The following is a 23,325-nucleotide window of genomic DNA, read 5'->3' as shown; positions in this document are numbered from 1 at the left end:
GTCGGCCGCATGTCGAATATCGGTCAGCTGCGGTTTTCCGCGTACCGGCGCAGTGCTTCGACCTGATCCGGGTCCAGCGAAGGACGCACAACGGCGCGGGCGGCGGCGAGGTCCGCGGCGGTGACGTCGGCGGCGTCCACGTCGCGGCGCATCGCCGCCAGCGCGGCCTCGCGCAGGAGCGCGGCGCAGTCGGCGGCGGAGTAGCCGTCCAGGTCCGCGGCCAGCGCGGTGAGGTCGACGTCGGCGGCCAGCGGTACCGAACGGCTAGCGGTCCGCAGGATCTCCAGCCGCGCCGCGCCGTCCGGCGGCGGGACGAACACCAGCCGCTCCAGCCGTCCGGGCCGCAGCAGCGCGGGATCGATCAGCTCGGGCCGGTTCGTCGCGCCGAGCACCACCACGTCACGCAGCGGCTCCACCCCGTCGAGTTCGGTGAGCAGCGCCGCGACCACCCGGTCGCCGACGCCGGAATCGGTGCTCTGCCCGCGCCGCGGCGCGAGCGCGTCCACTTCGTCGAGGAAGATCAGCGATGGCGCGGAATCCCTTGCCCGCTGGAACAATTCGCGTACCGCGCGCTCGGACGCGCCGACCCACTTGTCCAACAGCTCCGCGCCCTTGACCACGTGCACGCTGAGCTGGCCCGAGCCTGCCAAGGCGCGTACCAGGAACGTCTTGCCGCAGCCGGGCGGGCCGTAGAGCAGTACGCCGCGCGGCGGTTCGATGCCGAGCCTGGCGAAGGAATCCGGATGACGCAGCGGCCAGAGCACCGCCTCGGTGAGCGCCTGCTTGGTCTCGACCATGTCGCCCACGTCGTTCAGGCCGAGGCTGCCGATGGCCAATTCCTCCATGCCGGAACGGGACAGCGGTCGGATCACCTCCAGCGCGCCGACCAGGTCCTCCTGCGTCAGGCGCGCGTCGGCCTGCTCCTTGCTCACCCGCGACGCCGCGCGCAGGGCCGCCTCCCGGCACAACGCCGCGAGATCGGACACCACGAAACCCGGTGTGCGCGCGGCGATCTCGTCGAGTTTCACGTCGCCGGTCGGCACCTTGCGCAGCCTTTGCTCCAGCAGCGCCTTGCGCATCGCCGCGGTGGGCAGCGGAAGCGCGAGCTCCCGGTCGCACAGATCCGGCGCGCGCAGCCTTGCGTCCACACCGGCCGGATGCGCTGTCGTCGCGATGAAAGCCACGGCGGTCTCGGCCATCGCCGCGCGCAACTGGTCCAGAATCAGCGTCGCGACCGGCTCGGGGTCGGCGGGCAGCAGCGCATCGATATCGGCGATGAGCAGGATGCCGCCCCGTCCGGAGCCCACGTCGGCCACCGCGGCCGCCACCTCGCGCAACCGGGCGCCGCCCTCCGCCGCGCCGACCGAGGGTCCGTCCAATTCGACGATGCGCCGCGGGGCGGTCACCGACCGGGCCAAGGTGGCCTTGCCGACGCCGGCGGGCCCGGTGATCAGCACCCCGAGATGCGGTGTGGCGCCGAGGGTTCTGAGCAGCTCGGGTTCGTCGAGCGCGAGGCTGAGCCATTCGGTGAGCTTCGCGGCCTGCGCGTGCACGCCGACGAGTTCCTCCACGGGCACCCGCGGCGGCGCACCGCGCACCAGGGTCGCGCCGTTGGTGCCCGCGGCGGACGCCAACGCGGCCGCTTCGGTTGCTCCGTGCATCGGGGTCGGGTAACCCGCAGCCGCGCGGTCGGCGGCGTCCAGCGCCGCGACCGCGCCCGGACCCCAGACGACGGCCGTATTGGGCTGCACGCTCACCGCTCCGCGCACCGGATCGGTGGCCGTGACGGTCAGCAGTTCGGTGGTCCACGCGATACCGAAGGTGCGCGACAGCGCCTGGCTCGCCGCCGACGACGGAATGTCCGGTCCCAGATCGCGCGGCAGCAGCGACACCGCGTCACCCACCGTGACGACCTTGCCGAGCAGCGCCTGACGCAGCGTGGCGGCCGGAATGCTGCGGGTGGCGTGCACCGAACCGCTCACCGAGATCTGCTTGGCGCCGAACACGCTTGCCGGGGAGACCACCACCGTCGCGTTCTCGCGCAGGCCCGCGTTCGACAGCGTCACGTCGTCCAGCAGCGCGACGCCCGCCGGTGTGCCCGCTGGCGCGATGCCAACCACCGCCGCGGTACGGCGCGACCCCGCCAGCGCGACCCCATCCCATTCCCGCAGGCCGAGCGCCGTCAGTGCCTCCGGATGCAGCCGCACCACCCCGCGTCGCGCGTCGGCGGCGGATGGATTCAGTCGAGCGGTGAGCGCCAGTTCAGCCACTGTGCCATTCTGCCCGCGTCTGCGCGCGTGTGGGTCGAGACGCAGGTGAAGTCGTCGGCGCGGCCGTCCGCGATGCCGCGTACGGCCGTCGCGAGGACGGAAACAGACCTAGTTCACGCGGGTGCGATGATCCGGGCGGCCACGGCCACCGGCTTGTCGGCGTTGCTCGGCGACAAGCACACCAGCTTGGCCGTGCCGAGCGCGACATTCGGGCTGCCTGCGAACGCGCTGTCCGGATTCTCGGCGAGGATCTCCTCGATGACCCGCTTCTCGGCGTCGGCGTCGAGCCACTTGAACTCGCCGCACGTGGTGCGCGAGGCCGGGCCGAGGCCGGACGTGTCGGCCTGCGCGGTGGCTGCGGCGCTATTGCTCGTGACAGGCGCCGAAGCTGTCGTGGTCGGCGCGTGCGTCGCGCTCGCGCTCGTGCCAGGAGTGCCCTTGCGTAGGCCGCTCGCGTCGCTGGACTCGTCCGACCCGCCGCAGCCGGTCGCCGCCAGTGCCACCGTGCCCACGGCCAGGACGATGACGGAAATTCGCTTCATTTGGTGCTTCCCGGATACCACACGGCGCCGGAGCCTCCGGCGCGTGGGGGAGTGTAGTGCAGGGATATCAGTGGATGTGCGTTTGCCAGTCGGCAGGCACCCGCTCGCGCGGGCCCGGCACGCCTTGATCGGCCGGATGGCTGTGCGGAGGCGCGAGTTCGGGGCCGCCGCCGTACATCTCCTCGCTGCGGAAATCCCAGAACCAGTCCTCGCCGGGCTCGAAGCTCTGGATGAACGGGTGGCCGGTGTCCTTGGCGTGCTTGGAGGCGTGCTGGGCGGGGGAGGTGTCGCAGCAGCCGACGTGGCCGCACTCGGCGCAACGGCGGAGGTGGACCCACCAGCCCTGCTCGGCTTCGCATTCGAGACAGCCGGAGCCGCTCGGCGGGACGGCCGGGTTGATGCCTTCGATGGCTTCCGTCATTCGGGTGCCTCCTGTGTTTTCGGCGCGCTGGCGCGCGCGGGTTCGCGGCCCCCTGGTGTCTCGCGTCCGAGCGTTCACGTCTCGCGCCTGCGGCGCATGCGTCGCGAACGCTCGGACGCGAGACGGGCCGCGAACGGGCTCGTAAGACTCGCCCTGGGGGTGGTTGGGAGTGTTCGGGTGGTGCGTTCAGATTTTGTTTGCTTGTGCCTGGGTTCTATAGCGTTACTGGGTTTCTAATGCGCCCTCTTCATTTTGCTCCGGGCGGTGCAAGGGGAGGCGGACGATGAAGCGGGTGTCGCCGGGTTCGGAATCGACGCGGATGTCGCCGTTGTGCTTGTTGACGACGATGCGGAAGGAGATGTCCAGGCCGAGGCCGGTGCCTTCGCCGACCGGTTTGGTGGTGAAGAACGGTTCGAAGACGCGGCGGCGCACGTCGTCGGGGATGCCGGGGCCGGTGTCGCCGATCTCGATGACGGCGCAGTCGTTCTCCTTGTAGGTCCGCACTGTGAGGGTGCCTTCGCCGCGCATCGCGTACACCGCGTTGTCGATCAGGTTCGTCCACACCTGGTTGAGCTCGGCGGCGTAGCAGGGCAGCAGCGGCAGGGTGCGGTCGTACTCCTTGACCACGCGCACGCCGTCGCCGAGCTTCCTGTTCAGCATGACGAGGGTGCTGTCGAGCAGCTCGTGGATATCGACCACCTGGAACGGGGCACGGTCCATCTGCGAGTACTGCTTGGCGGCGCCGACCAGCGTGGAGATCCGCGCGGTCGAATCCGCGATCTCGTTCATCAGCAACTCGGTCTCGATCGTGTAGTTGAGCCAGCGAATCGCGCCCTCGAACACCTTGTTCGGGCAGCTCTCCAGGGTGCCCCACACGCGCTCCAGCCAGTCCACGTCGAATCCGGCCTGAACGAAGTTGGGCGCAAGCGCCCAGCCGTCGCCGATCTCGTGCTCCTCGAGCCACTCGCCGAGTATGTCCTCCCGGTCGGCGGCCTCCATCGGGGTCAGTTCGGGCGCCTTGGCGACCTGGGCAGCCGCCTCCTCTTGCAGCCGAACCAGGGTGACGAGCACATCCGGCTGGAACTTCCCGTCGGCCATCATGGCCAGCTTGTGCCGCATCCCCGCGACCCGCTCGCGCAGGCCCGAGGTGGCGCGCACCGCGGCGGCGGCCGGGTTGTTCAGCTCGTGGGTGAGACCCGCCGACAGCGAGCCGAGCGCAAGCAGGCGCTCCCGCTCCGCGACGCGTTGGCTGGTGTTGCGGTTGCCGAAGAACGCGCCTTCCAGCAGGTGCACCGCCATCGGGAACCACTCGTGCATCATGCGCGCGAAGGTGCCCGCGTCGAGCACGTAGAACCGGGACTTGCGGGTGACGTACATCGAACCGGTGTAGTTCGAATCGGCCTTGTCGCCGAGGTACGCGCTCCACGCGCCCGCGTAGGCGCCCTGGTGATCGGTGCGGTTCAGTTCGATCTCGGTGCCGCCGGACAGCTTGGTCAGCCGCACCTCGCCGTCCATCAGGACGTAGAAACAGGTGGCCGGATCGCCTTCCCGGAAGACGAGTCCGGGCTCGATGTACTCGATGCGTCCGTCGGCGCACAACCAGGCCAGCTGGTCGTCGTCGAGTTTCTCGAACAGGAACAGGGTGCGCAGTTCCGCCGGATCGCAGACCAGATGCGAATGGCGAGCGGCGTTTTCGAGTGTCACTACTGCCCTCCTGATTTCACGCCAGGTACCGGTGCACGAGCATGACCGCCATCGCGCCCTCGCCGACCGCCGAGGCGACCCGCTTGGCGGATTCGGCGTGCACGTCGCCCGCGACGAACACGCCGGGCACGCTTGTTTCCAAATGGTGTGGCGGGCGCGGCAATTCCCAGCCCGCCGGACGGGCGCCGTCGACCATCAGATCCGGTCCGGCGAGCACGTACCCGGCGTCGTCGCGCTTGACGACGCCGTCGAGCCAGTCCGTCTGCGGCGCCGCACCGATGAACAGGAACAGCCGCTCGGCCTCCGCCTTCTGTTCCGAGCCTGTGACATTGTCGCGCAACACGATTCGCTCCAGGTGATCGTTGCCGTCGGCGGCGGTGACCTCGGTGTTGGTGTGCACCTTGATATTCGAGACCTGCGCGATCTGCTGAATCAGATAGTGCGACATGGACTTCTCCAGTGAGTCCGCGCGCACCACCAGGTGCACGGTGCGAGCGTTGCGGGAAAGGAATACCGCCGCCTGCCCGGCCGAGTTCGCGCCGCCGACGATGTAGACCTCGTGATCGGCGCACTCGGACGCCTCGGTCATCGCCGAGCCGTAATACACTCCGCGACCGGTGAATTCGTCGACGCCCGGCGCGGGATGACGCCGATAGTCCACGCCGGTCGCGATGATCACGGTGTGCCCGCACAGCGTCCCGCCGTCGGCGAAACGCACGGTGCGCGCCGAACCGTTGACCTCGAGTCCGACAACCTCGCGGGTGGTGATCACCTCGGCCCCGAACTTGGCGGCCTGCCGTCGCGCACGGTCGGCCAGCTGCGCGCCCGAAAGCCCGTCGGGGAAGCCGAGATAGTTCTCGATGCGAGAGCTCTGCCCCGCCTGGCCTCCGGTCGCGGTGCGTTCGACGAGCACCGTGCGCAGGCCCTCGGACGCGCCGTACACCGCGGCGCCCAGCCCGGCGGGGCCGCCGCCGACCACGATCAGGTCGTAGAAATCGCCGGTGGGGGTGACGTTCAGCCCGACGCTCTCGGCCAGTGCGCTGTCGGACGGCTGGACCAGCGCGTCACCGGAGGCCGTGATCACCACCGGACATCGGTTCGGGTCGGCGCCCGCCGCCTCCAGCAGCCGGAGGCCTTCCGGTTCGTCGGCCAGGTACCACCGGTAGGGCAACTGGTTGCGGGCCAAGAATTCACGCACCTGCGAGGAGCGCGGGGACCAGCGGTTGCCGACCACCTTGGTCTCGGTCACCGGCCGGTGTTCACTGCTGCGCCAGGCGTCGAGCAGGCCGTCCAGCACCGGATAGAGCTTCTCCTCCGGCGGGTCCCACGGCTTGAGCAGGTAGTGGTCCAGATCGATTACGTTGATCGCGTCGATCGCGGCGTTGGTGTCGGCGTAGGCGGTCAGCAGCACGCGGCGCGCGTACGGGTGCAGGTCCATGGCCTGCTCCAGGAATTCGATGCCGTCCATGCCCGGCATCCGGTAGTCGGCGATCAGCACGGCGACCGGCTGGCCGCGCAGCTTCATTTCGCGCAGCGCCTCGAGCGCCTGCGGGCCGGATTCCGCGCGCAGAATCCGGTAGTCGGCGCCATAGCGGCGGCGCAGATCGCGCACGACAGCCCGGGAGACGCCCGGATCGTCGTCGACGCTCAGGATTGCCGGTTTCGTAGCAGCGGGTGCAGTCACCACAAAAGTATGTCGCTTCGGCGTCGGGAGTGTCGCCGGAGTTTCCCGCCCCTCGAGTCATCCCCCGCGCCCCCGCAGGGGCATCGCCGCGCGATGCGCGACCCGGTTCACACGCGGTGCTCGAGCACCATTTCGAGTTCGCTCGGCGTGAGTAATCGCTCCAGCCGTTCTTCTTGGGCGAGCGCCTTCTCGGCCCGCCGCGTGAGCGCACCACCGTCCGCGGCACCGTCATCGGGTTCTGCGGAGGGAAGCAGCGGAAGCTGGTCCGCTTGCCGACGATGAAGAAGCGAGCTGAGTTTCACGGCCGATCACCTCACGCTGGACGGAAAAGCTCGTGGCTGTGGCTTGTGCTTCGTCTATCCGCAATTGTGCGCGGACCATTACGAGCGGAGCCGACCAAGAAGCCAAAATGTGACACAGTTGTCTTCCAGGGGCGCCCGTTCAGGATGTCTGTAACTTGTCGTACACATGTGTCTGGATTGTCCGGACCGCGCATTACCGGAGGCAGCGTTGCCCAATCATCTCGAAGCGACCGTCGACATCGCCGCGCCCCCGGAGCGCGTCTGGCAGATCGTCTCCGATCTGAAGCGGATGCCCGAGTTCAGTCCGATGACCGTCCGGATGATCCCGCTCGGCACGCCGAAGGCGGGTACCTGGACCGTGAACTGGAACAAGGATGGCGGGAAGCGCTGGCCGACGACCTCGCGCATCGTGCGGTTCGAGCCCAATCGGGCCTTCGCGTTCCGGATGAACGAGAACAACACGGTGTGGAGCTACACGCTGGAGCCCACCGCGACCGGCACCCGGCTGGTCGAGCGACGCGACGTGTCCAACGGCGTCACCTGGGTGATCCGCAAGACCATCGACGCCATGCTCGGCGGCGAGCAGGCCTTCGAGGCCAACCTGGTCCGCGGCATGAACGAGACGCTCGCCAAGATCAAGTCTGCGGCCGAGACGGGCGCCTGACGCGATTGCGCCCTCGCCCCGGGCGGGGCGAGGGCGCAATCGCGGAACCGACTACTTCCAGTTCGGCAGGGTGACGACCTGCGCCGCGTAGGACAGACCCGCGCCGAAGGCGATGAGCAGCGCGGTGTCGCCCGGCTTCGACTCGCCGTTGCGGAGCAGCGCTTCCATGGCCAGCGGGATGGACGCGGCCGAGGTGTTGCCGGTCTCCTCGATGTCGTGCGCGAGCGCGCAGTTCTCCGGCAGCTTGAGCACGCGCGCCATGATCTCGATGATCCGGCCGTTGGCCTGGTGCGGGATCATCGCCTGTAGGTCGTCGGTGGTGAGTCCGGCGCGATCGATCGCGTCGCGGCACACCTTCTCCAACGAGTGGGCGGCCCAACGGAAGACGGCGGTGCCCTCCATGGTCAGGTACGGCCGGACCGCGTCGAGACCCTTCTCGTCGATCTCGGCGAAGTACTCCATCCAGTCCTTGTCCTGGCGGATCGCGTGGTGCTGGGTGCCATCCGAGCCCCACACGGTCGGGCCGATGCCCGTCTCCTCGGAGGGGCCGACCACCACGGCGCCCGCGCCGTCGGCGAACAGGAACGCGGTGGAGCGGTCGCTCATGTTGATGGTGTTGGTCAGCTTCTCCACACCGATCACCAGCACGTTCTTGGACGTGCCGCACCGCACGAGGTCCGACGCCATCGCCAGCGCGTGACAGAACCCCGCGCAGCCCGCGGAGACGTCGAACGCGGCAACGCCGTTCATGCCGAGCTCGGTGGCGATGCGCGGTGCGGCGGCGGGTGTCAGCAGCAGATGCGTCGAGGTGGCGACGATGACGCAGTCGATCTCGTCGTAATCCACGCCCGCCGCTGCCAGCGCGTTCTGCGCTGCGGCCACGCTCATGCTCTGGATCGTCTCGTCCTCGGAGGCGAAACGCCGGGTCTTGATGCCCGACCGGGTCTGGATCCACTCGTCGCTGGAGTTGATCGGTCCCGCTACTTCGTCATTGGTAACCACTCGGGCCGGGCGATAGACGCCGAGCCCGAGGATCGCGGTGTGCTCAGCCCCGGTGGTCTGGGCGATTCGAGCAGACATGATGGATCTCCTAATACCTGCGGCGCTGCTGCCGGGGATCCGGCGGAGCCTCGAACTCCTCATCAATTCGCCACTCGCTACGATTGCGTAGACATGAGGCTCCCTCATATTACCCGAGGGTTGCCACGGGAAGTGCTTATTCTCACAATCGCCGGGTATGTCTGCGGCAGCACGCCACTGAGCACTAGGCGTGCCTGCCCAACTACTCGATGCGAGGTCACCATGCTCGGTCTCGGGATCATTGGCTGGATCATCATCGGCGGTCTCGCCGGTTGGATCGCCAGCAAGATCATGAAAACGGACGCCCAACAGGGCATCCTGCTGAACATCGTCGTCGGCGTCGTCGGCGGTCTGCTCGGCGGATTCCTGCTCAAGCTGTTCGGCGTGGACGTCGAGGGTGGCGGACTGTGGTTCAGCTTCTTCACCTGCCTCGGCGGGGCGATCGTCCTGCTGTTCCTCGTCGGCCTGGTCACCGGCCGCAGGGCATTGCGCTGACCGGACGCGTCACCGGCTCCTCCCGTAAGGTGTGATCGCTTGCGCCGGACCTATCGTTGAAGGGCGCAACCGACTGCATCTAGCACGAAAGAGGAGCCTGTGGCACGCCGTCCCACCCCGCCCGGCACGCCCGAAACGACCGGCGTCGGCCACGTCGTCGACCTGGTCAGGGCCGCCGTTCCCCCGCTGCATCCCGCCGGGCTGCCGTTCGTCGCCGCGCCGCTCGCGGTCGCGGTGCTCGGCGGCAAGCGCAAATGGGTGCGCCGGACGGGTCTGCTTGCCGCGGCGGTCTGCGCCACCTTCTTCCGTCACCCGACGCGGGTCCCGCCGAACCGGGCAGGCGCCGTCGTCGCCCCCGCCGACGGAGAGATCGCCCTGGTCGACACGGCAGCGCCGCCCGCGGAGCTCGGGCTCGGCGACCAGCCGCTGCCCCGGGTCAGCATCTTCCTCTCCGTGCTGGACGTGCACGTGCAGCGCACCCCGGTCTCCGGCGTCGTCCGCGCGGTGCACCACCAGGCGGGCCAGTTCCGCTCGGCCGATCTGCCCGAGGCCAGCTCGGTGAACGAGCGCAACAGCATGGTGCTGGAGACCCCGGCGGGCGAGCGGCTCGTCGTGGTGCAGATCGCGGGCCTGCTCGCCCGGCGCATCGTCTGCGACGCGCAGGTCGGCGACGTCCTGACCATTGGCGACACCTACGGTTTGATCCGCTTCGGCTCCCGGGTCGACACCTACTTCCCCGCGGGCACCGAGCTGCTCGTGCAGCCGGGGCAGCGCACCATCGGGGGCGAGACAGTCCTGGCCGTGTTGTCATGATGGAAGCGGCTGTGCCCACCCAACGGCGCAGGCGCCGCACCGTCCGTCTGCTTCCGAGCATCGTGACCATCCTGGCGCTGGCCTCCGGCCTGTCCGCGGTGAAGTTCGCGCTGGACGGCGAGCTCGACATCGCGCTGGCCATGGTCGGCGCCGCCGCGGTGCTCGACACCCTCGACGGCCGCTTGGCCCGCATGCTCGACGCCACCACCAAGATGGGTGCTGAGCTCGATTCGCTGTCCGACGCGATCTCCTTCGGCGTCGCGCCCGCGCTGGTGCTGTACATCGCGCTGCTCGACCAGAACAGCGCGGGCTGGATCATCGCGCTGTTGTTCGCGGTGAGCATCGTGCTGCGTCTGGCCAGGTTCAACACCCTGATGGACGACGACACCCGACCCGATTGGTCGCGTGACTATTTCGTCGGTGTGCCCGCGCCGGCGGGCGCGCTGATCGCGCTCGTGCCGATCGGGCTGTACGTGCAGTTCGGCGACGGCTGGTGGGTCGGCTTCTACGAGGTCGCGGCATGGACGGTGTTCGCGGCGGCGCTGTGCGTCAGCACGATTCCGACGCTGGCGATGAAGTCGGTTTCGGTGGCGCCGCAGGCCGCGGCCGGGCTGCTGGTGCTGGTCGCGGTGGCGGCGGCCCTGCTGGTGACCTATCCGATCGTGCTGCTGCTGGTGCTCGTCGCGCTCTACCTGGGCCACATTCCGTTCGCCTGGTATTCGCAGCGCTGGGTGGCGGCTCGGCCGGAGACCTGGGAGCACAAGCCCGCCGAACGCAGGGCGCAGCGCAAGGCGCAGCGGCGCAGGCCCGCCATCCGATCCGGCATCCGCAGCTCGAGCGCGCGACTGCGGCTGCGCAGGCCGGGCGGCCGGAAAGAACAGGCGGAGGACGTAGTTCGCTGATACGAACGAACGCGGCCTTCGAGCGCGGAGAAAGATGACGGTGGAACCCGACGGACTGCGCGAATTCCAGGCGCATCGGCCGCGGTTGTTCGCGCTCGCCTACCGCATGCTCGGCTCGGCGGCCGAGGCCGAGGACGCGGTGCAGGAGGCCTACCTGCGCTGGGACGGCACCGACCGGGCCACCATCCGGTCCGCGGAAGCTTGGCTCACCACCGCCGTGGTGAACCTCTGCCGCACCTGGCTCGTTTCGGCGCGGGCGCGGCGCGAGACCTACGTCGGTCCGTGGCTGCCGGAGCCGGTCGCCACCGCGAACGGCGAACTCGGGCCGCTGGAGACCGTCGAGGAACGCGAGCTGGTCTCGCTGGCGCTGCTCACCGCGCTGGAGCGGCTGAGCCCGGTGGAACGCGCCGTCTTCGTGCTGCGCGAGGCGTTCGGTTACGCCCACCGTGAGATCGCCGACATGCTCGACCTCACCGAGGCGAGCTCGCAGCAGACCTACCGGAGGGCCGGTCAGCGCGTGCGCGAGGGCAGGCCGCGCTTCGACGTCGAACCCGGACATGCCAGGGCGCTGATCGAGCGTTTCCTCGCGGCCGCGCGCTCCGGCGATGTGGACACGCTCGGCCGGATGCTCGCGGCCGACGTCACCGCCACCGCGGACGGCGGCGGCCGGATCAACGCCGCGCGGCGGCCGGTGCACGGCGCCGACCGGGTGGCCCGCTACCTCGTCGGCCTGTTCCGCTGGGAGGTCCCCGGCATGGCGATCGCCGTCGAGGAGGTCAACGGCGCTCTCGCTGTGGTCGTGCGGGTCACCGAAACACCCATGCTGATAGTCGGCGTCGAGCTCGACGGCGATCGGGCGCGCGCACTGCACCTCATCGTCAATCCCGACAAGCTGGCCTATTTCGCTGCCGCCGACCGGGCGTCGTAGCCGGTGTGACGCGGCTCATGCCGCGGGCTGTCAGGGATCGTGGGCCGATCCAGTCTGAGGGATATCGGCCAACGAGAGGAGCCACCATCATGACCGGGAAGCAGCACATCGTCGTTCTTGGCGCCGGATACGCGGGTCTGGCCGCGGCGCGGCGACTGGCCGGGCGGGCGGGGACCGCGCGGATCACCGTTGTCGACGCCCGCGCCGAATTCGTGGAGCGGGTGCGGTTGCACCAGCAGGTCGCCGGGCAACGGCTGCGCCGGTGGAACTTGGCGGAGGTGCTGGAGCGCAAGGGTGTTCGATTCGTCCAAGCGCGGGTGACGCGCATCGATGCCGCGGGTAAGCGGATCGAGCTGGACGGCGGCGATTCCGTCGGCTACGACGTGCTGATCTACGCGCTGGGCAGCCTCGCCGATCCCGGTGGCGTGCCCGGCGCCGCCGAATTCGCCAGATCCGTTGCCACGCCGGAATATTCGTCTTGGACGGCGACCGGCGGAACCGTCGCCGTCGTCGGCGCAGGCGCCACCGGCATCGAGCTGGCCGCAGAAATCGCCGAGGCCGAGCAGGATTCGCGCGTCATCCTGCTCAGCGCCGACGAACCCGGTGCTTGGCTCTCGGCGAAGGCCGTCGCGCACATCCGGGCGGTGCTGGAGAAGCTCGGCGTCGAGATCCGCGCGGACGTGAAGGTGGTCGAGGTGACCGCGGACGGTGTCCGGCTCGCGGGCGGTGAGTTCGTCGCGGCCGAGACCACGGTCTGGACAACCGGGTTCGCCGTCCCCGATCTCGCGGCCCGCGCCGGTCTTGCGGTGGACGGCGCTGGCCGGGTGCTGACCGACGAATCCCTGCGCTCGATCTCGCACCCGGAGATCTACGCCGCGGGCGACAGCGCGGTGGTCGCCGGTCCCGGCGAGCGGTCGCTGCGGATGGCGTGCGCGACGGCGCTGCCCACCGGCAAGTACGCGGCCGATGTGGTCGTGGCGCGGCTGCGCGGGCAGGAGCCGCGTGACCTGCGGTTCCGGTACGTCCTGCAGTGCATCAGCCTCGGCCGCCGCGACGCCGTCGTCCAGCTGCTGCACGCCGACGACACCCCGGCCCGGACTGTGCTGCGCGGGCGTCTCGGTGCCCGCGTCAAGGAACTCATCGTGCGTGGCGCGGCGGCCGCAGCGGGATTGCGATAGTAGCGATCGGGCGTCGATCAAGATCGTCAACTAATGGTTGACGACGCTCATGCGTCAACTTATGGTTGACGCATGACTTCTTCCGTTCGTCTCGACGACCTCATCTCCGCCATCAAGAAGGCTCGGCCGGACAGCGTGCTCGAGCAGCTCTCCGACGCGGTCATCGCCGCGGGTCACCTCGACGAAGTGGCCGATCACCTGATCGGCCACTTCGTGGACCAAGCCCGCCGCTCCGGCGCGTCCTGGACCGACATCGGCGCCAGCATGGGCGTCACCAAGCAGGCCGCCCAGAAGCGGTTCGTGGCCAAGGGGCCCGGCGACCCGGCCGAGGCCGCGGCGATGGATCCGAACGCCGGATTCGCCAAGTTCACCCCGCGCGCCCGCGCGGTGGTGATGGCCTCCCAGCAAGCCGCGCAGGCCGCGGGCAACAAGCTCATCGGGCCCGTCCACCTGGTGCTCGGACTGCTGACCGAGCCCGCAGGCCTCGCCGCCAAGGAGATTCTCACCGCGGGCCTCGACCTGGAGGAGGTGCGCGCCGCCGCGACCGCCGCGCTTCCGCCCACCGAGTCCGACGGAGAGGGCGGCCCCGCCGCTCTGGTGCCCTTCGATGCCGAGGCCAAGAAGGCGCTCGAGCTGACCTTCCGCGAGGCGCTTCGCCTGGGCCACAACTACATCGGCACCGAGCACATCCTGCTCGCCCTGCTCGAACAGGAGAACGGTGCGGGCCTGCTGACCGGCCTCGGCATGGACAAGGCGAAAACCGAAGCGCACTTGGTGGAACTGCTTTCGGTGATCGCCGCTCAGAAGCCATGAAGAAGGGGCGTCGCGGCGTTCGGGTGGCGTTCGCCGCCGCCCTCGTCGCCGTGGCACTCCGGTCGGCCGCCAGAACGCGTCGGCGCCTCAGCGATGGACGGATAGTGTTGCCGCTTACCGGTGTTCGTTACGCGTATGCCGAATGCGCGCGGCGTCGCCGAATCGTGCGGGCCGCGCGTCGCGGTGATCAGGGCACGTTGCGCTCGAGCTCGTCCAGCCATGCGGCGGCCGAGGCGTCGCTCGGTGCGCGCCAGTCCCCGCGCGGCGAGAGCGAGCCGCCGGAGCCGACTTTCGGCGCGTTGGGCAGGGTCGACCGCTTGAACTGGCTGGTCTGGACGAACCGCCGCAGGAATTCGGCGAGCCAGCGCTTGATGGTCGGCAGATCGTAGGCGTTGCGCTGATCCGCCGGGATCAGGTCGGGCCACGGCCCGCGCTCCGGGTCCGACCAGGCGTGCCTGGCCAGGTACGCCACCCGGCTCGGCCGATAACCGAAGCGCAGCAGGTAGTACAGGTGGAAGTCCTGGAGTTCGTACGGGCCGACCGTGGCCTCGGAACTCTGACTCGGCCCGTCGGCATCGGCGCCAGGCACGAGTTCGGGTGAGATCTCGGTCCGCAGAATGGATTTCAAGACCTCCGACGCCTCGGGGCCGAACTGCCCTGTGTCGGCGGACCACGCGATCAGGTATTTGATCAAGGTCTTGGGCACCGAGGCGTTCACGCTGTAGTGGGCCATGTGGTCGCCGACGCCGAAGGTGCACCAGCCGAGGGCGAGTTCGCTGAGGTCGCCGGTGCCGACCACCAGCGCCCCGTGCTGGTTGGCCAGCCGGAACAGATGCGAGGTGCGCTCGCCCGCCTGCACATTCTCGTAGGTGACGTCGTACTGCGGAACACCCTCGGCGGCAGGATGATTCAGATCGCGCAACATCTGCGTCGCCGAGGGGCGGATGTCGATCTCCGCCGCGGTCACCCCGAGCGCCGCCATCAGCCGGTGCGCGTCGGTGCGGGTCCGTGCGCTCGTGGCGAATCCGGGCATGGTGTAGGCCAGCACGTTCGCGCGAGGCAGTCCGAGCCGGTCCATGGTCTTGGCCGCCACGATCAGTGCCTGGGTCGAGTCCAATCCGCCGGAGACGCCGATCACCAGTCGCCCAGAGCCGGTCGCGCGCAGCCGGGTGCTCAGACCCTCCACCTGGATGTGGTGCACCTCGGCGCAGCGTTCGTTGCGCGCGGCCGGGTCGGCGGGAACGTAAGGGAAGCGCTGGATCTCGCGGCGTAGCCGCACCGCCGCCTGCGGCACGGGCAGGTCGAATTCGACGCGGCGCATGGCGCTCAATCGCTCGCGGTGGTCGTGCACGTTGTCGGCGAAGCTGGTGGTGCGGAGCCGGTCGGCGGCCAGTCGTTGCAGATCGAGATCGGCTGTCACCAGCTGCGGGTGGTCGGCGAAGCGTTCGCCTTCGGCGAGCAGATCGCCGTTCTCGCAGACCAGCGCCTGCCCGTCCCAGGCCATGTCGGTGGTCGATTCCCCGTTTCCCGCAGCCGAATACAGATAGGCGGCGAGGAATCGCGCCGAATGCGACGTGCACAGCGCCCTGCGGTAGTCGGCCTTGCCTATCACGATATTGCTGGCCGAGAGATTCACCAGCACGGTCGCACCGGCCAGCGCGGCGTAGCCGCTCGGCGGCAGCGGCACCCAGCCGTCCTCGCAGATCTCGAGGTGAAAAGTGAAGGCCGCCAGGTTGGTGGCGGTGAACAGCAGATCCGCGCCGAACGGCGCGCGCTGCCCGGCGATCGTGATGTGGCCCGCGAGATTCTCTCTGGCGGCGGCGAATTGACGCTTCTCGTAGAACTCGCGATAGTTCGGCAGATAGCTCTTGGGCACGGCGCCGAGCACCCGTCCGCGGCAGACGGCGATGCCGCAGTTGAACAGCCGCCCCTGGGAGCGCACCGGCGCGCCGACGAGGAGCACCGTGTCGATGTCGGCGCTCTCGGCGACCACCCTGGTCAGCGCCGCGTCCACCGCGTCGTCCAGCGCGTCCTGATGGAACAGGTCGTCGGAGGTGTAGGCGGAGAGGCCGAGCTCGGGAAACACGGTCAGCACCGCGCCGTCGGCGGCTGCTTCCCGTGCCAGACTCAGCGTCTCCTCGACGTTGTAGGCCGGATCGGCGACTCGTACACGCGGCACCGCGACCGCGACCCGGGCGAATCCGTGCCGGTACAGCGAATCGAACGGAAGTCCGCCCATCTCGTCCCCTTTCGGGATCGAACGCGATCGTGTTCCACCGCGAAATCTACGCGCGCCCGCGCAATCCGCCGCCCCAGCGCGGCCACTGCGCCTGCGGCTTGGGTGCGGCGACCAGCGATTCCCGGTCGATATCGGTGACGAAAAGCGGCAGTCGCGGCGCGAGGCCGTCCAACAGGGCGAGCAGTTTTCCGCCGAGCGACGCCTGGTACTCGGTCATCGTCAGGCCGACGATCTGGAGGAACGCGACCCGGCCGTTGGGGGTCGGGATGGCGCCCAACTCGGGGTCGGTGACGAAGCCGACGGCCTGGATCGCCGAATCGGGCCGGTCGGCGGCGAGCGGGCCGTTCGCCTTGATGGTGTGGCCTGGTTCGAACCACTTGCCCGATTGGAAGACGTACCTGGCGAGGTTCTGCAGGAAATGCGCGGGCCAGATCGGCGCCTGCGCTGCCTCCGGGTCGCCCGCGAGCCGGAACGTGAACTCGAACCCCCACCCGGAGACCGCCGGGTCGTCCCATTCCTTCTCGCCGAGCTCGCTCATGCCGTACCCGATGTAGTGCCAGTGCGGCACCGGGTCGGTCCTCGGGTACGCGCTGACGCCCTCCAGCGGGTCGGGTCCGCCCAGCGACCAGGGGTGCCCAACCGTCCAGTGCACCGGTTGTAGCTCGCCGTACAGCTGTGCCAGGACGTCATCGATCGCATCCCGGCCGGGTCCAACACTCACCCGGTCACTGTAGGGGGTCGGCGCGGGCGCGAATTTCCGCAGACTCCGCCGTCAGCCGCTGATTCGGGTCCGGGTCGCGGCATGCGGGAGGTCACGGAGCGTGCCTGTGGGTTGCTCGGCAGGGTGTCGTCACCGCCGACCGCTAAGCTATAGCGATGGCGGATGAATCGGCAGAAACGGATTCCGACCTAGTTGCGGGTGAACGTCGCACCGATCTGTTGCACGCCCTGTCGTATGTGCACACCGAAGCCGGGCCGGACGGCGAATACATTGTGAACGGCGATCTGCCGCCCGAGGTGGCGCCGCCCTTCATCCGTGCCATCATGCGCGTCGAGGCCGAACTCCTGCTGCACGACGCCGAGCTCGTCACCGTGGACAACGAGGAACCGAGGACCCCGGAAGAGCGCCGCACCGACGCGTTCGTCGCGCTGGTTCTGCGCATCGACGACCGGCGCTGAGACCCGAGTCTCCTCGCGGACCGGCAACGCCCGGTCCGCCCCGGACCTTGCACTCGCCACCCCCGAGTGCTAGAAATGGCTTTGGCACTCTCGACCTGTGAGTGCCAGGGTCGGGACGGTGAGACCGGGTTTCATCGACACCCTCGGTCGTCCGTCGCGGGCACCGAACCTGGCCAGCGTAAATGGGGCGATCCGAAAGGGGTCGTCCTGTGTGTCAGCCCCATTACTAATGGAGGATCTCAACGCAATGGCCAAGACAATTGCGTACGACGAAGAGGCCCGTCGCGGCCTCGAGCGGGGTCTGAACAGCCTCGCCGACGCGGTCAAGGTGACGCTGGGCCCCAAGGGTCGCAACGTTGTCCTGGAGAAGAAGTGGGGCGCCCCCACGATCACCAACGATGGTGTGTCCATCGCCAAGGAGATCGAGCTGGAGGACCCGTACGAGAAGATCGGCGCCGAGCTGGTCAAGGAAGTCGCCAAGAAGACCGACGACGTCGCGGGCGACGGCACCACCACCGCCACCGTCCTGGCTCAGGCGCTGGTGCGCGAGGGCCTGCGCAACGTCGCGGCCGGCGCGAACCCGCTGGGTCTGAAGCGCGGCATCGAGAAGGCCGTCGAGGCCGTCACCGCCAAGCTGCTCGACACCGCCAAGGAGGTCGAGACCAAGGAGCAGATCGCCGCCACCGCCGGTATCTCGGCCGGCGACGCGTCCATCGGTGAGCTGATCGCCGAGGCCATGGACAAGGTCGGCAAGGAAGGCGTCATCACCGTCGAGGAGAGCAACACCTTCGGCCTCCAGCTGGAGCTGACCGAGGGCATGCGCTTCGACAAGGGCTACATCTCCGGTTACTTCGTGACCGACCCTGAGCGTCAGGAAGCGGTCCTCGAGGACCCGTACATCCTGCTGGTCGGCTCGAAGGTCTCGACCGTCAAGGACCTGCTGCCGCTGCTGGAGAAGGTCATCCAGGCCGGCAAGCCGCTGCTGATCATCGCCGAGGACGTCGAGGGCGAGGCCCTGTCGACCCTGGTGGTCAACAAGATCCGCGGCACCTTCAAGTCCGTCGCCGTCAAGGCTCCCGGCTTCGGTGACCGCCGCAAGGCTCAGCTCGCCGACATCGCCATCCTGACCGGTGGCGAGGTCATCAGCGAAGAGGTCGGTCTGAACCTGGAGACCGCGGGTGTCGAGCTGCTCGGTACCGCCCGCAAGGTCGTCGTCACCAAGGACGAGACCACCATCGTCGAGGGTGCGGGCGACGCGGAGGCCATCAAGGGCCGCGTTGCGCAGATCCGCGCCGAGATCGAGAACTCCGACTCGGACTACGACCGTGAGAAGCTGCAGGAGCGTCTGGCCAAGCTGGCCGGCGGTGTCGCGGTGATCAAGGCGGGCGCGGCCACCGAGGTCGAGCTCAAGGAGCGCAAGCACCGCATCGAGGACGCCGTCCGCAACGCGAAGGCTGCCGTCGAAGAGGGCATCGTCGCCGGTGGTGGCGTGGCCCTGCTGCAGTCGGCTCCCGCGCTGGACGCGCTGAACCTGACCGGTGACGAGGCCACCGGCGCGAACATCGTGAAGGTCGCGCTGTCGGCTCCGCTGAAGCAGATCGCCTTCAACGCCGGCCTCGAGCCCGGCGTGGTCGCCGAGAAGGTCGCCAACCTGCCCGCGGGCAGCGGCCTGAACGCCGACTCCGGCGAGTACGAGGACCTGCTGGCCGCCGGCGTTGCCGACCCGGTCAAGGTCACCCGCTCGGCGCTGCAGAACGCGGCCTCCATCGCGGCCCTGTTCCTCACCACCGAGGCCGTCGTCGCCGACAAGCCGGAGAAGGCCGCCGCTCCCGCCGGCGACCCGACCGGTGGCATGGGCGGCATGGACTTCTGATCCCCGGATCAGCGAGTTCTCGCTAGTCACGAAGGCCGGTCCACCATCGAGTGGACCGGCCTTTGCGTTCGGTGCGCTGGTGCCGTGCTACGGCAGCAGAGTCAGCGACTGCACGTGTCGAGGGCGGACCACGCCGAAGTGTTTGCGGTCGAGTGTGGCAACTCGATCGGTGCCGAATCGCTCGGCTATCGTGAGGACGGACGCGTCGACTGCTCCGAGTGGGAAGTCGGCGTACTGCCGTACCAAGTCGGCAATTCGGCCGACATCAGGTTTGGTGATAGACACCAACTCGAAAACATCCTGCTCGACACTGTCGAGAAATGCCGCTTCGATATCGGGTCGCTCCTCCAGCAACCAGCAGACTTCGACCATGACGGGGACCGGGAGCAAGAGTCTTCCCCTGAGACCGGCGAAGAACGCTGCGCACTCTGTATGTCGATTGTCGCTGCGATCCATCATCGCGACGAGGGGGCCGGTGTCCAGCACCGTTGTCGTCATTGCCATTCGGACCGTCGCCGCCGCAGGCGCTCACGGATGTAATCGTCGTGGGATTCGGCGCTATCCGTTCGTCCGGACGCCCAGATGCCGGTCAGCGACGTCAGTACTTCGGACGTCTTTGCGGCATCGGTTTCATCGTCCGGGGCGGAAACCTGGGGTAGGTCGGGGTCTTCCGACACGAGCAACCGTAGATGACGTGCTTGGGCGGGCGTCAGTCGGTCGACGAGGTGATGGAGTTCGTCGTAGTCGTGTGCGGATGTCATGGTCGCAAGTTTAGAGCGCTGACCACCTGCGAGGCACTGCCGGAAGAAGACCAACAGAACGCGCGAGGACGAACGCCCCCGACAGCACCTTTCAGGCAGTGGCCGGGAGGCGGAGGCGTTCGGCGAGTTCGTTGAAGATGTAGAAGTTGGGGATGGCGGCGACGGGGGCGAGGGAGATCCAGTTGCCGTCGACCTTGATGCGGACCAGGCCGCTGCGGGCGTCGATGAGCTGGATACGGTCCCAGGGATAGACCTGATTGCGGAAGCTGAGGGCGATCAGGTCCAGGCCGATATCGCCGAAGTGGACGATTTCGCCGGTGTCGATTTTCAGGACCGCGCGCGGCAGCTGGGTTCCGGTGATGGCCGACTGGATCGCCCTACCCCATTCGCGTGCGTCGGCGAACTCGGTGTCGTCGAAAGATGCCTGCGCCCCGTCCGGACCGCTCATCTCCAGCGAGTATTCGGCGTGCGCGGTGTTCTGGAACGGAATGACCTGCTGCCTGACTTCGGCCGTGTCCCAGCGGAACCCGGCGATCTGCTCGCCGGTCCGATACACGGTCATGCCGTGGTCGAACAGATCCAGTCGGGCCGAACGGTTCTGGCGGTTCTGTCGGCCGCGCACCGAGGCCAGCGTGGCGGGCAGCAGCGCGACGACGCCCACCGCGATACCGCCTGCGATCGAGCCCACCGCGGCGCAGATCACACCGACGGCCGCGAGTCCGCCCGCGACGATCCCGCATCCGCGCACGAAGGCGTCGCTCACCGGTGCGGGGAGAAATGTTTGGCGGTGTGTGCCGAGCTTTTCGTACTCGGCCATCAGGTGTATCAGCTGCGATAACGGTATGGTTCGCCGGACGCGGGTTCCGCCTTCACCGTCCTCCGGCATGCTCGGAGTGGTCAATAGTCCCTCCATGAGGCGGTTTTCATCCGCGCGAAGCGTATTCCACCGGACCGAATATCGCTACCGCAACCCCCGGAAGTAGTGCCGGTGCCATCGCGGGTTTTCAGCCCTGTAGGACGAAGGCGACCAGAAAACCTGCCGCCGTGGCCATTCCGACCCACCAGCCGCCCTCGCGATAGGCCTCCGGCATGAGCGAATCGGCCAATACCGCGATGGTCGCGCCGCCCGCGAAAGCCTGCACGGTGCTGATATGGGTGTCGGAGAGATTGTCCGAGAGATTGTTTCCCAGCACCGTGACAAGCACGAGAACCGCGCCGGTCGCCGCCCACAGCCCGAAGGCGCGAGCCCGCTCGAATCCGTGCTGGCTGCGCATCAGCGCCGCGCCGCCGATGGCCTCGGGCACGTTGCCGACGGCCACCGCCACCAGCAGCACCAGCCCGCCGCCCGAAGTCAGCGAGACGCCGAGCGCGGTGTTCTCCGGCACGCCGTCCAGGATGGTGCCGAGCATCAGAGCCCAGCCGATGGCGGCGGGGCCCAGCTTGGTCTCGATCAGATGGTTGGCGACCACGTAGACCCCAGCGCCCGCGAACAGCGCCGCCCCGGCGATCAGCGCGCCCGCCTGATGAAAGGCCGGTTCGAACAGTTCCGAGGACACCGCCGCGATCATGGTGCCCGCGCCGAACGCCATCAGCGAGGCGAGCAGCGGCCGCGGCAGCGACCAGCGCAGGCCGATGGCCGCGCCGACCAGCAGCGGCACCGCGGTGCCGAGACCGTAGAGCAGTGCCTTCAGCATGCGGCTCACCCTAATGGGCGCTGCCGGGCGAAGTCCCGTCGTCAGCCTGCGCATGGCCGAAGCGAAGGCGGAGGTACGCCGAGGCGAAACCGCGGTTCAGGCTCAGGCCCCGCGCGGGGCTGCGGCAACTCGGCCGCAGCGGGACGAGGTCCGTCGTCGGTCCACGGCCGGAGGGGACGTGCGACTGCCAGTTGAGCGCCCGGACAAGACAACTCGCTCAGATGCCGCTGACCGAGACGACGCGGAAGGCGCTCGGCGTGCCGGGACTCATCGGCCCGCCTTTGTCGAACTGCGAGGCGACCACCAGCGTGCGCTCGCCGTCGCGCACCAAAGTGGTTGGAATGCTCAGTGTCTCGTCGGTGAGGGTTTCGTCCAGCCGAGCGGACGCGCCCTCATCGGTCAGTGTCCAGCGCGAGATCGTGTTGGTCCTGTTGTGCGCCACCCACAGTGTGTCGCCGTGCAGGTCGAGGCCGTCGGCATGGGTCAGGTCGCCGCCGCGCAGGTCGACCTTGCGGATCGGTGCGTCGGCGGTGAGGTCGACGCGGTAGAGGTCGCCGCCGACCATGTCGACGACCAGCAGGTACCGGCCGGAGGAGTCCGCGACCAAGCCGTTGAGGTTGAATCCCCCTTGCTCGCGCGGCTCGATGACACTCACCAGCTCGAATCGCGGTGTCAGTTCCCCGCGCCCGCCCTGAGCGACGGCCGCGCTCACCTGATCGGGCGTGACCCGGTAGACCACGGCGCGGAGGCTGTCGGTGAGGTAGGCGGCGCCGTCCGGGGTAATGACGACGTCGTTGACGAAGCGCGGGTCGGCGCCGGGGACATCGAAGCGCGCGATCAGCGCGCGGGTCGCGGTGTCGTACACCGCGACACCGGCGGTCGAGTCGGTCACCCAGAGTCGGCCTGCGCCGTCGACTTTCATTCCGTTCGCGGTCTTTCGTCCGTCGGCACCCTCGGGCAGGAAGACCTCCGCCTTCTGCGCGCCCGGGGTGGCGCGGTAGACGGCGCCGGTGGTGTACGAGCCGACGTAGGTGTCTCCGGTGCGGGCATCGCGCGCGATTCCCTCGGGATAGACGCGATCGCCAGGGAGTTCGTACGCGGTGGTGACGCGGGGGCCGTCGTCGGGGGAGTCGCACGCGGAGATCGCGGCGGCCAGCGCGAGGGCTGCGATCGCCAGGGGGCGTGTGGTTGGCATGCTCGAGCCTTTCGTATCCGTTGTAGATCGAGCACGAACATAGATTAGGGTTCTAATATCCGTCAAGATTCTAATGAAGTGGCGGACGGATACGATGCCAGGCATGACGTCCATGCCCGCCTCCGAACGCATCGGCTCCTATGTCAAGCGCGCGGAGCAGGCGCTGAACACAGCGAAGAACGCCGCGCTCAAGCCCGCTGGCGTCACGGTGGCCCAGTACGCCGCGCTGCTGCACCTCGCCGAGAACCCGGGGATCTCCGCCGCCGCCCTCGCCCGGCTCTGCGGCGTCACGCCGCCGACCATGAACACCGTGCTCGGCAACTTGCAGGAGCGGGGGTTCATCGAACGGACCCCGCACGCCTGGCACAAGAACGTGCTGGAGACCCGCCTGACCGAACGCGGCGAAGCGGTCATGGAAGACGCCGACGCGCGCGCGATCCGGGTGGAGCGGGCGGTGGACGCCGCGTTCACCGCCGCCGAACGCGAGACCCTCCGCGACCTGCTCACCCGCTGCGCCGACGCCTACGACGCGACCCGCACGAACGAAGCGCCGACGCCGACGGAATAGTCCTGTTACGCGAGAACCGC

Annotated in this window: 24 protein-coding genes; 10 read left to right on the top strand and 14 right to left on the bottom strand. The window is 68.8% G+C overall.

The annotated features are described in order from the left end of the window. Nucleotides 1–23: 23 nt before the first annotated feature. From AB0H50_RS06135 to AB0H50_RS06110, 6 genes are all read right to left on the bottom strand, one after another. On the bottom strand, nt 24–2,270 hold the full coding sequence (locus AB0H50_RS06135; protein WP_357447680.1) for an AAA family ATPase: 2,247 nt from the start codon (nt 2,268–2,270) through the stop codon (nt 24–26). A gap of 113 nt (nt 2,271–2,383) precedes the next feature. Then, nucleotides 2,384–2,812 (bottom strand): hypothetical protein, encoded by a 429-nt coding sequence (locus AB0H50_RS06130; RefSeq protein WP_357447678.1) that lies wholly within the window; start codon nt 2,810–2,812, stop codon nt 2,384–2,386. Nucleotides 2,813–2,879: 67 nt separating this feature from the next. After that, nucleotides 2,880–3,233 carry a UBP-type zinc finger domain-containing protein gene (locus AB0H50_RS06125; RefSeq protein ID WP_357447675.1) on the bottom strand — a complete coding sequence of 118 codons (354 nt, stop codon included), beginning with the start codon at nt 3,231–3,233 and terminating at the stop codon, nt 2,880–2,882. Nucleotides 3,234–3,455: 222 nt separating this feature from the next. Then, a complete protein-coding gene (locus AB0H50_RS06120; protein WP_357447672.1) occupies nt 3,456–4,937 on the bottom strand; it encodes an ATP-binding protein in 1,482 nt (493 codons plus the stop codon). 16 nt (nt 4,938–4,953) lie between these two features. Continuing rightward, on the bottom strand, nt 4,954–6,621 hold the full coding sequence (locus AB0H50_RS06115) for an FAD-dependent oxidoreductase (RefSeq protein ID WP_357447669.1): 1,668 nt from the start codon (nt 6,619–6,621) through the stop codon (nt 4,954–4,956). 107 nt (nt 6,622–6,728) lie between these two features. Beyond that, the gene (locus AB0H50_RS06110; protein WP_357447667.1) at nt 6,729–6,923 is read right to left on the bottom strand and encodes a hypothetical protein; all 195 of its coding nucleotides are present in this window, start codon (nt 6,921–6,923) and stop codon (nt 6,729–6,731) included. Between the two features lie 208 nt (nt 6,924–7,131). Here AB0H50_RS06110 and AB0H50_RS06105 point away from each other — a divergent pair, with 208 nt between their 5' ends. Then, nucleotides 7,132–7,587 (top strand): SRPBCC family protein, encoded by a 456-nt coding sequence (locus AB0H50_RS06105; protein WP_357447664.1) that lies wholly within the window; start codon nt 7,132–7,134, stop codon nt 7,585–7,587. Between the two features lie 51 nt (nt 7,588–7,638). Here AB0H50_RS06105 and AB0H50_RS06100 read toward each other — a convergent pair whose 3' ends face one another. Further along, on the bottom strand, nt 7,639–8,667 hold the full coding sequence (locus AB0H50_RS06100; RefSeq protein WP_357447661.1) for a beta-ketoacyl-ACP synthase III: 1,029 nt from the start codon (nt 8,665–8,667) through the stop codon (nt 7,639–7,641). Nucleotides 8,668–8,889: 222 nt separating this feature from the next. On the opposite strand from AB0H50_RS06100, the gene AB0H50_RS06095 reads away from it, so the two are divergent. The 6 genes from AB0H50_RS06095 (at nt 8,890) to AB0H50_RS06070 (ending at nt 13,796) form a co-directional block, all read left to right on the top strand. Then, complete coding sequence (locus AB0H50_RS06095; RefSeq protein ID WP_357447658.1) at nt 8,890–9,162, top strand: GlsB/YeaQ/YmgE family stress response membrane protein; 273 nt, start codon at nt 8,890–8,892, stop codon at nt 9,160–9,162. A 99-nt stretch (nt 9,163–9,261) separates the two neighbouring features. Continuing rightward, a complete protein-coding gene (locus AB0H50_RS06090) occupies nt 9,262–9,975 on the top strand; it encodes a phosphatidylserine decarboxylase (RefSeq protein WP_357447655.1) in 714 nt (237 codons plus the stop codon). After that, nucleotides 9,975–10,877, top strand: a complete 903-nt coding sequence (locus tag AB0H50_RS06085; protein WP_357449312.1) for a phosphatidylcholine/phosphatidylserine synthase — start codon at nt 9,975–9,977, stop codon at nt 10,875–10,877. The genes AB0H50_RS06090 and AB0H50_RS06085 overlap by 1 nt, the downstream gene beginning before the upstream one ends. A gap of 34 nt (nt 10,878–10,911) precedes the next feature. Further along, nucleotides 10,912–11,805, top strand: coding sequence for an RNA polymerase sigma-70 factor (locus AB0H50_RS06080; protein WP_357447652.1), 894 nt, complete (start codon nt 10,912–10,914; stop codon nt 11,803–11,805). An 89-nt stretch (nt 11,806–11,894) separates the two neighbouring features. Continuing rightward, a complete protein-coding gene (locus tag AB0H50_RS06075) occupies nt 11,895–12,983 on the top strand; it encodes an FAD-dependent oxidoreductase (RefSeq protein ID WP_357447649.1) in 1,089 nt (362 codons plus the stop codon). Between the two features lie 72 nt (nt 12,984–13,055). Next, nucleotides 13,056–13,796 (top strand): Clp protease N-terminal domain-containing protein, encoded by a 741-nt coding sequence (locus tag AB0H50_RS06070; RefSeq protein WP_357447646.1) that lies wholly within the window; start codon nt 13,056–13,058, stop codon nt 13,794–13,796. 187 nt (nt 13,797–13,983) lie between these two features. On the opposite strand, the gene AB0H50_RS06065 is transcribed toward AB0H50_RS06070, so the two are convergent. Beyond that, the gene (locus AB0H50_RS06065; protein ID WP_357447643.1) at nt 13,984–16,035 is read right to left on the bottom strand and encodes an NAD(+) synthase; all 2,052 of its coding nucleotides are present in this window, start codon (nt 16,033–16,035) and stop codon (nt 13,984–13,986) included. Between the two features lie 46 nt (nt 16,036–16,081). Beyond that, entirely contained in the window at nt 16,082–16,756 is a 675-nt protein-coding gene (locus AB0H50_RS06060) for a suppressor of fused domain protein (protein ID WP_357447640.1), read from the bottom strand. Between the two features lie 155 nt (nt 16,757–16,911). Here AB0H50_RS06060 and AB0H50_RS06055 point away from each other — a divergent pair, with 155 nt between their 5' ends. Continuing rightward, on the top strand, nt 16,912–17,214 hold the full coding sequence (locus AB0H50_RS06055; RefSeq protein WP_357447637.1) for a hypothetical protein: 303 nt from the start codon (nt 16,912–16,914) through the stop codon (nt 17,212–17,214). Between the two features lie 247 nt (nt 17,215–17,461). Continuing rightward, on the top strand, nt 17,462–19,087 hold the full coding sequence (gene groL, locus AB0H50_RS06050) for a chaperonin GroEL (RefSeq protein ID WP_357449310.1): 1,626 nt from the start codon (nt 17,462–17,464) through the stop codon (nt 19,085–19,087). A gap of 87 nt (nt 19,088–19,174) precedes the next feature. On the opposite strand, the gene AB0H50_RS06045 is transcribed toward groL, so the two are convergent. The 5 genes from AB0H50_RS06045 to AB0H50_RS06025 form a co-directional block, all read right to left on the bottom strand. Beyond that, nucleotides 19,175–19,585 (bottom strand): PIN domain-containing protein, encoded by a 411-nt coding sequence (locus AB0H50_RS06045; protein ID WP_357447634.1) that lies wholly within the window; start codon nt 19,583–19,585, stop codon nt 19,175–19,177. After that, nucleotides 19,582–19,848, bottom strand: coding sequence for a hypothetical protein (locus tag AB0H50_RS06040; protein ID WP_357447632.1), 267 nt, complete (start codon nt 19,846–19,848; stop codon nt 19,582–19,584). Before AB0H50_RS06040 ends, AB0H50_RS06045 begins: the two co-directional genes overlap by 4 nt. A gap of 91 nt (nt 19,849–19,939) precedes the next feature. Next, nucleotides 19,940–20,665 (bottom strand): DUF6585 family protein, encoded by a 726-nt coding sequence (locus AB0H50_RS06035; protein ID WP_357447629.1) that lies wholly within the window; start codon nt 20,663–20,665, stop codon nt 19,940–19,942. 187 nt (nt 20,666–20,852) lie between these two features. Continuing rightward, complete coding sequence (locus tag AB0H50_RS06030) at nt 20,853–21,542, bottom strand: ZIP family metal transporter (protein WP_357447627.1); 690 nt, start codon at nt 21,540–21,542, stop codon at nt 20,853–20,855. Between the two features lie 217 nt (nt 21,543–21,759). Then, nucleotides 21,760–22,737 carry an SMP-30/gluconolactonase/LRE family protein gene (locus AB0H50_RS06025; RefSeq protein ID WP_357447624.1) on the bottom strand — a complete coding sequence of 326 codons (978 nt, stop codon included), beginning with the start codon at nt 22,735–22,737 and terminating at the stop codon, nt 21,760–21,762. Nucleotides 22,738–22,840: 103 nt separating this feature from the next. On the opposite strand from AB0H50_RS06025, the gene AB0H50_RS06020 reads away from it, so the two are divergent. Beyond that, complete coding sequence (locus tag AB0H50_RS06020) at nt 22,841–23,305, top strand: MarR family transcriptional regulator (RefSeq protein WP_357447621.1); 465 nt, start codon at nt 22,841–22,843, stop codon at nt 23,303–23,305. Nucleotides 23,306–23,325: the final 20 nt, after the last annotated feature.

This window comes from Nocardia sp. NPDC050793 (assembly GCF_040654065.1).
Classification (GTDB): Bacteria; Actinomycetota; Actinomycetes; order Mycobacteriales; family Mycobacteriaceae; genus Nocardia.
The sequence above is the reverse complement of the archived record's forward strand: the minus strand, read 5'-3'. Positions and strand labels throughout refer to the sequence as shown.

Coding starts and splice junctions, on each gene's coding strand:
- AB0H50_RS06130 (WP_357447678.1), bottom strand. CDS start 2,812: ATGAAGCGAATTTCCGTCATCGTCCTGGCCGTGGGCACGGTGGCACTG.
- AB0H50_RS06125 (WP_357447675.1), bottom strand. CDS start 3,233: ATGACGGAAGCCATCGAAGGCATCAACCCGGCCGTCCCGCCGAGCGGC.
- AB0H50_RS06100 (WP_357447661.1), bottom strand. CDS start 8,667: ATGTCTGCTCGAATCGCCCAGACCACCGGGGCTGAGCACACCGCGATC.
- AB0H50_RS06095 (WP_357447658.1), top strand. CDS start 8,890: ATGCTCGGTCTCGGGATCATTGGCTGGATCATCATCGGCGGTCTCGCC.
- AB0H50_RS06085 (WP_357449312.1), top strand. CDS start 9,975: ATGGAAGCGGCTGTGCCCACCCAACGGCGCAGGCGCCGCACCGTCCGT.
- AB0H50_RS06080 (WP_357447652.1), top strand. CDS start 10,912: ATGACGGTGGAACCCGACGGACTGCGCGAATTCCAGGCGCATCGGCCG.
- AB0H50_RS06075 (WP_357447649.1), top strand. CDS start 11,895: ATGACCGGGAAGCAGCACATCGTCGTTCTTGGCGCCGGATACGCGGGT.
- AB0H50_RS06070 (WP_357447646.1), top strand. CDS start 13,056: ATGACTTCTTCCGTTCGTCTCGACGACCTCATCTCCGCCATCAAGAAG.
- AB0H50_RS06065 (WP_357447643.1), bottom strand. CDS start 16,035: ATGGGCGGACTTCCGTTCGATTCGCTGTACCGGCACGGATTCGCCCGG.
- AB0H50_RS06055 (WP_357447637.1), top strand. CDS start 16,912: ATGGCGGATGAATCGGCAGAAACGGATTCCGACCTAGTTGCGGGTGAA.
- groL (WP_357449310.1), top strand. CDS start 17,462: ATGGCCAAGACAATTGCGTACGACGAAGAGGCCCGTCGCGGCCTCGAG.
- AB0H50_RS06045 (WP_357447634.1), bottom strand. CDS start 19,585: ATGACGACAACGGTGCTGGACACCGGCCCCCTCGTCGCGATGATGGAT.
- AB0H50_RS06040 (WP_357447632.1), bottom strand. CDS start 19,848: ATGACATCCGCACACGACTACGACGAACTCCATCACCTCGTCGACCGA.
- AB0H50_RS06035 (WP_357447629.1), bottom strand. CDS start 20,665: ATGGCCGAGTACGAAAAGCTCGGCACACACCGCCAAACATTTCTCCCC.
- AB0H50_RS06030 (WP_357447627.1), bottom strand. CDS start 21,542: ATGCTGAAGGCACTGCTCTACGGTCTCGGCACCGCGGTGCCGCTGCTG.
- AB0H50_RS06025 (WP_357447624.1), bottom strand. CDS start 22,737: ATGCCAACCACACGCCCCCTGGCGATCGCAGCCCTCGCGCTGGCCGCC.
- AB0H50_RS06020 (WP_357447621.1), top strand. CDS start 22,841: ATGACGTCCATGCCCGCCTCCGAACGCATCGGCTCCTATGTCAAGCGC.